Raw genomic sequence first — 10,997 nt, forward strand, 5'->3', positions numbered from 1 at the left:
ACTCTCCCCGCGGTGAGAAGCTCGTCCTGCGCTGGCAGACGACGGGCGGCATCGCGGGCCTCGGCGGCCCGGGCAGCCTCCCCGACTTCTCGCTCTACTCCACGGGACGCGCGATCGTCGCGTCCGGCGGCCCGCTGGGCGAGCTGACCGAGTACCGCCTCAAGCCGGAGGCGCTCCAGCGTCTCCTGGACGAGGCGCGCAAGGCGGGTCTCGGCCGCACCCACAAGGTCGGCTCCGACCAGCAGATCATGGACGCGATCACCATCGTGTTCACCATGGGCGACGCGACGACCCGGGTCGTGCAGCCCGAGTCCCAGCCCGGCCCGGAGGCCGCGTTCCTCAAGCGCCTCGACCCGAACGGCTGGGCGGCGTCCGACCAGGCCGCCCCCGCCCGGCCGTACGAGCCGTCGAAGACGGCGGTCCTGGCGGGCGAGACGAGCGGCGGCGGCACCGTCAAGGAGTGGCCGCTCGGGCCGCTCGGCGACGGCACGCGGGCGGCGGGCGGCATCTGCACGGTGGCGCCGTCCAAGAAGGTCCCCGCCGCCAAGCCCGGCGTCACCTGGCGCAGCGAAGGCAAGACGTACTCCGTGCGGCTCCGCCCCCTCCTCCCCGCCGAATCCACCTGCGCCGACATCACCTGACCTACTGCCGGATTTGTTGTCCCTGGTGGTGGATAGCCTGGTTCGGTGGATGATGCGGTGGTCGTTCGCGAGGCGCGGGCGGATGAGTATGAGCTGATCGGCGAGCTGACCGTGGAGGTGTACGTCGGAGGTGGGCTGGTGTCGGCCGCGTCGCCGTATGTGAACTCGCTCCTGGACGTCGCCGGGCGGGCCGGGAAATCGGAGCTGCTCGTCGCGGAGATCGGCGGCGAGGTCGGCGGGGCCGTGACGTACTGCCCGCCCGGCAGCCCGTACGCCGGGCTGGCCGGGCCGGACGAGGCGGAGTTCCGGATGCTCGCCGTCCGGGAGAGCGCGCGCGGCAAGGGCGTCGGGCGCGCCATGGTGACGGCGTGCGTGGAGCGGGCCCGCGAGGCGGGGCTCAGCGGGCTGCGGCTGTCGACGCAGAAGAACATGGAGGCCGCGCACCGGCTCTACGAGCAGATGGGGTTCGTCCGCACGCCGGACCGGGACTGGGCGCCCGCGCCCGGCGTGGATGTCCTGACCTACGCGCTCGCGTTCTAGGACGCGGGTTCGCCGTGCTTCGAGCAGCGGGCCGTCCAGCCCAGGGGCGTGACCTGGACGATCATGCGGCGGCGGCAGCTCGGGCAGTAGCGGGGCGGCTCCATCTCGCGGGCGGTGCGGCAGGCGGCGTGGTCGCCGGCGGTGGCGGGCTCGCCGCAGCGGTCGCAGTAGGTGGTCACGGCCGGTCCTTTCAGCGCATGCGGCCGACGATGCCGGTGTCGTAGGTCCCGTCCGCGAACTCGGGACGGTCGAGCAGTTCGCTCAGGAACGCGAGGTTGGTGCGCGGGCCCTCGATGTGGAACGCGTCGACGGCGGCGCGGGCGCGGCGGAGCGCGTGGGCGCGGTCGTCGCCGTGGACGCACAGCGTGGCGAGCAGCGGGTCGTAGTGGGGGGTGACGGTCGTGCCCTCGGCGTATCCGGCGTCGATGCGGATGCCGTCGCCGACCGGCTCCTCCCACACGGTGATCTCGCCCGTCGACGGGCGGAAATGGTGGGGGTCCTCGGCGAGGACGCGGAACTCGATGGCGTGGCCGTGCGGGGACGCGTCCGTGAACGACACGGGCTCGCCGGCGGCGATGCGGAACTGCTGCTCGACCAGGTCGATGCCGGTGACGAGCTCGGTGATCGGGTGCTCGGACGGGAGGCGGGTGCTCATCTCCAGGAAGTAGAACTCCTGCGCGGCGGGATCGACGAGGCATTCGACGGTGCCGGCGCCCCGGTAGCCGATCACCTCGCCCGCGCGGACGGCGGCGGCAAGCATCCGTTCGCGCAGCTCGGGGGTGACGCCGGGCGACGGGGTCTCCGCGGCGATCTTCTGGTGGCGGCGCTGGACGGAGCAGTCCCGCTCGCCGAGCGCGACGACGGTGCCGTCCGCGAGGCCGAGGATCTGCACGTCGACGTGCCGGGCGCCCTCCACGTAGCGTTCGAGGAGGACGTCGCCGTGCCCGAGGAGCCGTTCGGCGTGGGCGCGGGCCGTCGCGTACGCCGCGCGCAGGCGTGCCTCGTCGCGGGCGGCGGCGAGGCCGATGCCGCCGCCGCCGGCGGCGGGCTTCACCATGACCGGGTAGCCGATCCGCTCCGCCTCCTCGACGGCGGTATCGGCGTCCGGGACGGGCTCCCACACGCCGGGCGCGACCGGGACGCCCGCCTCCTTCATCAGGTTCCGGGCGTTGATCTTGTCGCTCATCCGGGCGACGGCGAGCGGCGGCGGGCCGACCCAGACCAGGCCGCGCGCGGCGACGGCGCGGGCGAACTCGGCGTCCTCGGCGAGGAACCCGTACCCGGGGTGGACGGCCTGCGCGTTCGTCCGGTGCGCGGCCTCCAGGATCGCCGGGACGTTGAGGTAGCTGCGCACGGGGTCGGCGGGGCCGATGAGGACGGCCTCGTCCGCCTCCGCGACGAACGGGAGGTCGGCGTCGGCGTCCGAGTGCACGGCGATGGCCTTCACGCCCAGGGCGCGGGCGGTGTGGACGATCCGCCCGGCGATCTCCCCGCGGTTCGCCACGAGCACGGACTCGAACACCTGCGGACTCCCCTCGCGGATCTCGGCGGGACCGGATGCCCCGACCCGGCCGAGACTAGCGCCGTCGCCGCCGCCGCGTCCGGCCGTGCGTCCCACAAATCCCGGCGCGCGGATTTGTGCGCCAGGTCCCCGGGGGCCGCACGCGGGGGTGCGGCCCCCGGGACCGGGTCAGCCGGCGGCGATGATCTTCTGGGCCACCGGGGGCGGGACCTCGGCGTAGGAGTCGAACCGCATCGTGAAGACGCCGCGGCCCGACGTCATGCCGCGCAGGTCGCCGACATAGCCGAACATCTCCGCCAGCGGCACCAGGGCGTGCACGACCCGGGCGCCGCCGCGCTCACCGCCGCCCTCGACCCGGCCGCGCCGGGCGCTCAGGTCGCCGATGACCGCGCCGAGATGCTCCGCGGGGGTGGTGACCTCGACGGCCATCACCGGTTCGAGCAGCACCGGGGACGCGCGGCGGACGGCCTCCTTGAACGCCATCGAGCCGGCGATCCGGAACGCGAGCTCGGACGAGTCGACGGGGTGGAAGTCGCCGTCCAGCAGGGTGACCCGCACGCCCGTCATCTCGTGCCCCTCGAGGACGCCGGCCTGCATCGCGTCCTGGCAGCCCGCGTCCACGGAGGGGATGAACTCCTTCGGGATCCGCCCGCCGGTGACCCGGTTGACGAACTCGTACCCGTCCCCGATCGGTTCGAGGGCGAGCTGCACCTTCGCGTACTGGCCCTTGCCTCCCGACTGCTTGCGGTGCAGGTGGACGACCTTGTCCACGCGGTTCCGCACGGTCTCGCGGTAGGCGACGCGCGGCCGCCCGACGTTCGCCTCGACGTTGTACTCCTCCTTCATCCGGTCGATCAGGATCTCCAGATGCAGCTCGCCCATGCCGCCGATGACGGTCTGGCCGCCGTCGTCGCGCACCCTGAAGGACGGGTCCTCTTCCGACAGGTGCCGGATGGCGCCGGCCAGCCTGTCCACGTCGGCCTTCGACCTCAGCTCGACCGCGACCTCGATCACCGGGTCCGGGAAGTCCATCGACTCCAGGACCACCGGATGCGTCTCGGCGCACAGCGTCTCGCCGGTCGTGGTCTGCTTCAGGCCCATGACCGCGACGATGTCGCCCGCGCCCGCCGACCCGATCTCCTCCCGATCGCCCGCGTGGACGCGGTAGAGCTTGCCGATGCGCTCCTTCCGGCCGTTGACGCTGTTCAGCACCGAGGCGCCGGACATGAGCCGTCCCGAGTAGATCCGGACGAACGTGAGCCGCCCCAGATACCGGTCGCTCACGATCTTGAAGGCGAGCGCGGCGAGCGGGGCGCCGTCGTCCGGAGGGGACGCGGCGTCGAGCGGGGACGGGAGGTAGCGCGCGACCGCGTCCAGAAGGGGCTGGACGCCCTTGTTCCTGTACGCGCTGCCGCAGAACACGGGCGTCACGGCGGACGCGACCGTGAGCCGCCGGATCGCCGCGTGGAACTGCGCCTGCGACGGTTCCGTGCCGCTCAGGTATTGCTCCATGAACTCCTCGTCGTGGTCGCCCAGCGTCTCGATGAGCTCGGCCCGCGCCCGCGCGACGTCCGCGAGCATCCCGGACGGGACGTCCCCGATCGTGTGCACGCCGTCCGGCCAGCGGTGCGCGCGGCCGGACACGAGGTCGGCGACGCCCTCGAACGCGTCCCCCTCCCCGATCGGGAGCTGCATGACCAGCGGGACGGCCCCCAGCCGCTCGCGGATCATCTCCACGCAGCGCCGGAGGTCGGCGCCGGCCCGGTCGAGCTTGTTGACGAAGCAGATCCGCGGCACGCCGTACCGGTCGGCCTGCCGCCACACCGTCTCCGACTGCGGCTCGACGCCAGCGACGCCGTCGAACACCGTCACGGCGCCGTCCAGGACCCGCAGGCACCGCTCGACCTCGATGGTGAAGTCGACGTGCCCCGGCGTGTCGATCAGGTTGATCGTGTGCTCGGCGCCGTCGGCCGTCCAGCGGCAGGTCGTGGCGGCGGAGGTGATCGTGATGCCGCGGTCGCGCTCCTGTTTCAGGAAGTCCAGCGCGGCGGCGCCGTCGTGCACCTCGCCGATGCGGCGGGACACGCCGGTGAAGAACAGGATGCGCTCGGCGGTCGTCGTCTTCCCGGCGTCGATGTGCGCCATGATCCCGATGTTGCGAACCTTGGAGAGCGCAAGTGTGGTTGTCATCGGGAATCCTCCGTTTCTCTCGGATGACGACCGCCGCCGGACAAGATCGTCCCTTTACGGCAAGCGCACCGTAACGGTGGAGAACCGGCGCGCGCCAAGGGTTTTCCACCGCACGCGGCGAGCGTGACACCCCGGGTTGACGCCTGTGGAGCTGATCAGTTAGAAGCGGGGACGGGGGACGGTTACGCGCCGGTGCACTCCGGGGATCCGGAGAACGGAGGACTGTCTTGACGAGGGTCGTATCCACGGCGGACGGACGAGAGCTCGCCGTGGAGGAATGGGGGGCCCCGACCGGTTTTCCCGTCTTCCTCCTGCACGGCACGCCCGGCAGCAGGCTCGGCCCCATCCCGCGCCCCATGGTCCTGTACCAGCGCGGGATCCGGCTCATCAGCTTCGACCGTCCCGGCTACGGGCTGTCGGGCCGGATGCGGGGGCGCGTCGTCGCCGACATCGCGGACGATGTGCGGCTGCTCGCCGACGTCCTCGACCTGGAGCGGTTCGCGGTGCTCGGGCGGTCCGGCGGCGGCCCGCACGCGCTGGCGTGCGCGGCGCTGCTGCCCGGCCGCGCCACCCGCGCCGCGGCGCTGGTGGGCCTCGCGCCGGCCGAGGCGGAGGGCCTGGACTGGTTCGAGGGGATGACGGCGTCCAACACCCGGGAGTACATGGCGGTCCGGGGGCAGGGGCCGCTCGTCGCGGACCGGCTGCGGACGATCGCCGCCCGGATCCGCGCGGACCCGGCGCAGCACGTCGCGAACCTGTTCGCCGAGCTGACCCAGTCGGACCGGCGCGTCGTGCTGGAGTCGGGGATGCGCAGGCTCCTGCTGGAGACGTTCCAGGAGGCGTTCCGGACGTCCGCCGACGGCTGGATCGACGACCTGCTCGCGTTCTGCGCGCCATGGGGGTTCGAGCTCGGCGACATCGTCGTCCCGACGATGCTGTGGCACGGCGCGAACGACACCTTCTCCCCGGCCGGGCACTCGCGCTGGCTGGCCGACCGGATCCCGTCCTCGACGGTCGTCGTCCAGCCGGGCTCGGCGCATTTCGCCGCGTTCAACGTGCTGCCGGACGTCCTGTCATGGCTGGCCCGCCCCGCCGCGCCCCTCTCGGACCGGGTGTAGCCCGGATCTCAGACCGGATGCAGCTCGAAGTCGCGGTCGACGCGCAGGCCCTCGCGGACGGCCGCGATCAGCGGATGCGGGCGCTGCTCACCGAGCCTGAGCAGCCCCGCGACGGCCCGCTCGCGCAGCTCCCGCGACTCCGCCGTCCGGCCCATGCCCTCCAGCGTCACCGACAGGTTGCCGCGGCAGAAGCAGGTGTCCGGGTGGTCCTCGCCGTACACCCTGACCAGGCCGGCGAGGGCGTCCCGCTCGCGGGCCTCGGCGTCCTCCAGGCGCCCGGCGGCGCCGAGGCAGTTCGCGTGGTTGACGGCCGCGAGCAGCACCAGCGGATGGGCGGGGCCGAGCAGCCGCACGAGCAGCGAGGACGTCTTGGCGGTGAGCGCGACGGCCGTCTCGATGTCGCCGGTGTAGCGCAGGTAGCAGCCGAGATTGTTCTCGATCATCACGGTGTAGGGGTGCTCGTCGCCCATCTGCGCCCGGTGCCGGGCGAGGATGGCGCGGGTCCGGTCGCGGGCGCCGACGAGGTCGCCGAGCTCGCCCATGCACGCCGCGACCTCCAGGTCGGCGGGCAGCGTGTCCGGCGACTCGGGGAAATGCCGCTGGTAGCGGGCGTAGGTGTCCTCCGCGAGCGCGAGCGCCTCCTCGCGCAGCCCGGCGCGGCGCAGCGACACCGCGAGGCTCTTGCCCGTCCGCAGCGTGTCGAGGATCTGGTCGCCGAGGACGTCCACGTACCGCCGGTACACGTCGCGGAGCTGGACGACGGACTCGTCGTAGCGGCCCGCCTCGCGCAGGTCGCGGGCCACGTTCGCCTCGGAGAACAGCGTGTAGGGGTGGTCCTCGCCGAGCTGGGCGCGGCGCATCCGCAGCGTGTCGGTGTCGTAGCGGTAGGCGCTCTCCCAGTCGCCGGTCAGCCGGTAGTCGATCGCGAGGTTGTGCGCGATCATCAGCGTGCGCGGGTGGTCCTCGCCCCACGGCGTGCCCGCCTGCTCGTAGGTCTGCAGGTCGAGGGCGAGCGCGCCGCGGTAGTCGCCCATCGCCCGCATGTCGGCCGCGAGGTTGCCCGCGGTGATCAGCGTGTGCGGGTGCGTCGGGCCGAGCGTCGGGGAGTTGCGCTGCCGTTCCAGGACGTCCTGGTCGAGGTCGTAGGCCTCCTGGAAGTTGCCCTGCGAGCGCAGCACGTTGGCGATCTGCGAGCGCAGGAACAGCCACTGCCAGTGGTCCTCGCCGAGCTTGCCGCTCCACTCGGCGACCAGCTCCTGCCCGGCCGCCATCGCGCTGTCGAACACGCCGCGCTTCCACTGGTAGCGGACGAGGTCGGTGAGCATCTGGCGGACGTCCTCGTCGTCGCAGCTCGCCGCGTTGGACGGCTTCACATGCGGGAGGATCTCCTCCAGGTTCGGCCAGTTGCTCGGATCGTCGGTGTCGCCGTGGCTCGGCCGCGCGCCCAGCAGGATCTTGTGCACGTCGTGGCAGGTCGTCTCGGTCAGCTCCGGGTCGAGCCCGTGCCGGATCACGGCCTGGACGAGCGGGTGCACCCGGATCGACTTGTTGCTGCTGCGGCCCGTGTTCCGAATCTCCGGCAGCTCCTCGCCAACGACAGTTCACGAGGTTGGAGCGACGTCGAGAGCACTTATGAAACCAGGTTCGGCCCACAGTTCTCCTCCACAGAGAATTGATCTTCCATTATAATGTCCGGTTAGGCGGATCAATGCAGGTGGAGATTGAATGAGAAGGTTTCGTCGGGCGGCCAGGGCGACGTCTGCAGCCACGGGGACGGTGGCGGTCGGCGTGGCGATAAACCAAATCCTCAATGGTGGCACGTGGAACCTGATGTGGCTGATAATTTCCCTGACGGCGGCGATGACCGCGGAAAGTATCAACGTTTGGATCGGCCGCCAGGATAATTCTCTCGATCAACAGAGTATTGGGCCACCCGCTGGACCCGGTAACACCGCAGGACACAGCACTGACAACGGTTCTGTACACATTTCACAAGAACGCCCGATACCGCGCCAGTTGCCCCGCCAAGCGCGCCATTTTACAGACCGCGAGGTTGAACGCTCGAAACTGGACGACCTACGCCGCAGTACCGCCGACCTCGTCGTGGTGTCCGGGCTCGGCGGAGTGGGGAAGACCGCCTTAGCCGTTCACTGGGGACACCAAAATAAGGATCATTTTCCTGACGGGCAGTTCTACGCAAATCTCCACGGATACGCCCCTGGCACTTCTATCGCAGTCGAAGACGTGCTGGACAACTTTCTGCGAGCTTTGGGCCTTGCTCCTGAACGGATCCCCCGTGATCCCGATGCGATGGCGGCGGCGTTTCGGTCGGAGATTAGCGGACGACGGATGCTCATCATCCTGGATAACGTCAGAACCGCAACTCAAGTCCGACCAATCTTGCCATCCTCCGGAAATTGCATGGTTCTGGTAACGAGCCGTAGCAGGCTAAAACCTCTGATCGCCCAAGATGGCGCAGAACTGATTGTTCTGAAACCGCTTACTGAGTCCGATGCGCTAGCCCTTCTGCAAGCCGTCGCCGATAGAGATAATTCCCTGCACCACGATTCGATGACGATCTTAGCGCGACAATGCGGATTCTTGCCGTTGACTCTGAGAATAATAGCCGAGTACATCCGAGGGCAGGACGGAGAGTTTATCGAAGACCTCATCGGAGAGCCCAGAGATCAGAAACAACGCCTAACGTTCCCTACCGGATATCAGGAAAGCATGTCAGTGCCAGAAAACGTGTTCTCGCGGGCCTATGACTTCCTCGCGCCCGATGCCGCGCGAATGTTCCGCCTGACCGGACTTCTGAAAGGCGCCGACTTCTCCGTCGAAGCAGCGGCAGCCGTAGCCGGTGTCGGCGTGATGGAAGCTCGCCAGCTCCTATCGCTTCTCATGAACGAAAATCTCCTGGAAAAGGCAAGTGCCGACCGTTACCAGTTCCATGATCTTGTCAAGGCTTATGCCATAGAGCGGCTCAACGCCGAAGAGAGCGCTGTCAGCCGCAAAGCCGCAGCTCATCGAGTGCTCAGCTTCTACCTGCGTACCGCAGACAATGTCGACCATGTCATCGCGCCCCAGCGCCGGCACGTGCTAGCCGCGCCTTCGCGATGGGCCAAGACCTTCGACAATCCGCAGAGCGCCCTCTCATGGTGCGAGGCGGAGAGACTCAATCTCATCGCCGCCATCGATCAATCCGTGCTTCTGGGGTTCGAGGAGATCGGATGGAAACTGCCGATCGCTCTGACATATTTCTTCATTCTGAATTCCCATCCAGTAAACCGCCACAGAACCGCCCTGGTGGCTGTTGACGCGGCTCGGCGGGCCGGCGATCGCTATGCCGAGGCGTGGGGCGAGACCTGCGTCGGCGGTGCTGAACTCGCACTCGGACGAGCACCTGACGCCCTAGGGCGCTTTCAGCGCGCACTCAGCGTTTGCATGGAGATCAACGATACTCAAGGGCAGGCCATCAATCTGGGTAATGTTGCCAACACCCTGGTCCAACTCGAGCGATACGAGGAGGCCCTCGACCACGCCAACGAGTCTTTGAGGTTGTTCAGGAGTCTCCATGATCAACGGAGCGAGTCTATCGAATTGAGACTGATCGGCTCGATTCACCGCGGCCTCGGCGATAACGATGAGGCATCTCGGCTGTACCACGCCGCGGTCAACGCTGCCCACGGCGTCGACCTCCAGTCCGAAGGCGATGCGCTACAGGAACTAGGTGAACTCGCTCGCAGTCAGAAGAAATTCCCTGCGGCGGTCACCTGGTTTCAGAAATCAATTGACGTCAGGCGAAGGATCGATGACAAGCTTGGCCTCGCAACAAGCCTGCTGGGCCTCGGATCGGCCTTCCGTGCACTCGATGACACCCACATGGCGTACGCGGCCCTATCAGAGTCTTTGACAATGTACGAACTACTGGGGAATGCAAAGGCGAGCGAGGTTCGCGAAATATTGGATAACATTACTGGACAACCTTGAACCTCAATGACCATCGCCGTGAACGCCCGGCGCATCGTGAGGAGGACTGTTCGCCGATTCCGGTCAGCGTCGCCGACTCTTGAATCGTGTTGATCGCATCCAAGACTCACCGCCGTGCAGGATCAGACTCGCCCGCGCCAAGCCGTGACGGCGCACGTGGTCGGCGATGCGTTCCGCCGTGCGCTCCATGGTGGTCACGGACATCATGGCTGGACGCCTCCGCCAACTCTGGCCGCCCTGCTCGAACACATAGCAGTGGTCACAAGCGAGGTCACATCTGCTGTGGACCTTGAGCATGCATTCTCAAAACGGTGTCGACAGAGACATGGCTACCGCAAAGAGATATCAGATGAAGGAGCGAATACGGCGACCCCGTCGGTCACTGAACCCTCCACGTTCCTCTCGTGTGTTCGGGTCAGCCTCGCGATGATGCACGCGGTAGCGGCTTAGCGAGCAGTTCCTCCGAAGTCAGTTGCCGCAGATCGGCGAGTTCTGGCGCGTCTTCTTCTTCGAAGATGCTCATGCTTTCCATGCCAGCCGAAGTCACCAGTGAGCAGGGCAGTCGGACGCCGACCGCCGTCCTTATAGAGGTGCCGCATCGAAACCGCACGTAGGTCACGTGTCGAGTCGGAGGGGTTCCACGGACGGTAGCCCGGCACAGGAAACCCTGATCAGGTCCCGCGCAATGATAGGACGGTGCGGCCCTGTCCGCACTAGAAGCATGTTGAGGAGCTGAGCAGGGACAGTACGGAGGAGTTTGTAACGTCGCACGCAAATTTCCAATGCGGAGGTTAGTGGAAATCCCCCAAGGGGATAATGTCTGCCGTGAACATGCTATCCATTCTTTCGGGGCTGATTCGAGCGCAATTCCACTGCGGTCGTGGCGCCGAGATCGTCGAGTACGCCCGCAGGCGTCATATGACCGTGCACGTCATCTGGCCGGAGGGCGCGCGGCGCACCGGAGCCCCCGCCGCGTGATCAGGGACGGGCGGGTCG

General features: G+C 68.4%; 9 protein-coding genes. 5 read left to right on the top strand and 4 right to left on the bottom strand.

Going from position 1 to position 10,997, the window contains the following annotated elements:
- Both E1264_RS43880 and E1264_RS32980 read left to right on the top strand, forming a co-directional pair.
- The coding region (locus tag E1264_RS43880) for a hypothetical protein (RefSeq protein WP_165964497.1) at positions 1-641 on the top strand (641 nt) is incomplete at its 5' end.
- Positions 642-686: 45 nt separating this feature from the next.
- Positions 687-1,181, top strand: coding sequence for a GNAT family N-acetyltransferase (locus E1264_RS32980; RefSeq protein WP_132179777.1), 495 nt, complete (start codon positions 687-689; stop codon positions 1,179-1,181).
- On the opposite strand, the gene E1264_RS32985 is transcribed toward E1264_RS32980, so the two are convergent.
- From E1264_RS32985 to fusA, 3 genes are all read right to left on the bottom strand, one after another.
- Positions 1,178-1,360 carry a hypothetical protein gene (locus tag E1264_RS32985; protein WP_132179779.1) on the bottom strand — a complete coding sequence of 61 codons (183 nt, stop codon included), beginning with the start codon at positions 1,358-1,360 and terminating at the stop codon, positions 1,178-1,180. The genes E1264_RS32980 and E1264_RS32985 overlap by 4 nt on opposite strands.
- Before the next feature lie 11 nt (positions 1,361-1,371).
- On the bottom strand, positions 1,372-2,703 hold the full coding sequence (locus E1264_RS32990) for a biotin carboxylase N-terminal domain-containing protein (protein WP_132179781.1): 1,332 nt from the start codon (positions 2,701-2,703) through the stop codon (positions 1,372-1,374).
- 168 nt (positions 2,704-2,871) lie between these two features.
- Positions 2,872-4,893, bottom strand: coding sequence for an elongation factor G (gene fusA, locus E1264_RS32995; RefSeq protein WP_132179783.1), 2,022 nt, complete (start codon positions 4,891-4,893; stop codon positions 2,872-2,874).
- Between the two features lie 227 nt (positions 4,894-5,120).
- Here fusA and E1264_RS33000 point away from each other — a divergent pair, with 227 nt between their 5' ends.
- Positions 5,121-6,011: an alpha/beta hydrolase gene (locus E1264_RS33000; RefSeq protein ID WP_132179785.1), complete on the top strand. Its 891-nt coding sequence runs from the start codon at positions 5,121-5,123 to the stop codon at positions 6,009-6,011.
- Between the two features lie 8 nt (positions 6,012-6,019).
- Here E1264_RS33000 and fxsT read toward each other — a convergent pair whose 3' ends face one another.
- On the bottom strand, positions 6,020-7,594 hold the full coding sequence (gene fxsT, locus E1264_RS33005; protein WP_347813438.1) for an FxSxx-COOH system tetratricopeptide repeat protein: 1,575 nt from the start codon (positions 7,592-7,594) through the stop codon (positions 6,020-6,022).
- A gap of 193 nt (positions 7,595-7,787) precedes the next feature.
- Here fxsT and E1264_RS33010 point away from each other — a divergent pair, with 193 nt between their 5' ends.
- A complete protein-coding gene (locus E1264_RS33010; RefSeq protein WP_165964498.1) occupies positions 7,788-10,001 on the top strand; it encodes a tetratricopeptide repeat protein in 2,214 nt (737 codons plus the stop codon).
- Between the two features lie 825 nt (positions 10,002-10,826).
- The gene (locus E1264_RS43885; protein ID WP_165964499.1) at positions 10,827-10,979 is read left to right on the top strand and encodes a hypothetical protein; all 153 of its coding nucleotides are present in this window, start codon (positions 10,827-10,829) and stop codon (positions 10,977-10,979) included.
- The last annotated feature ends 18 nt before the right edge of the window (positions 10,980-10,997 follow it).

The sequence above is a fragment of the Actinomadura sp. KC216 genome (genome assembly GCF_004348535.1).
Taxonomy (GTDB): Bacteria; Actinomycetota; Actinomycetes; order Streptosporangiales; family Streptosporangiaceae; genus Spirillospora.

Excerpts from the sequence above, each read along its gene's own strand:
- fusA (WP_132179783.1), bottom strand. The coding sequence starts at position 4,893 with ATGACAACCACACTTGCGCTCTCCAAGGTTCGCAACATCGGGATCATG.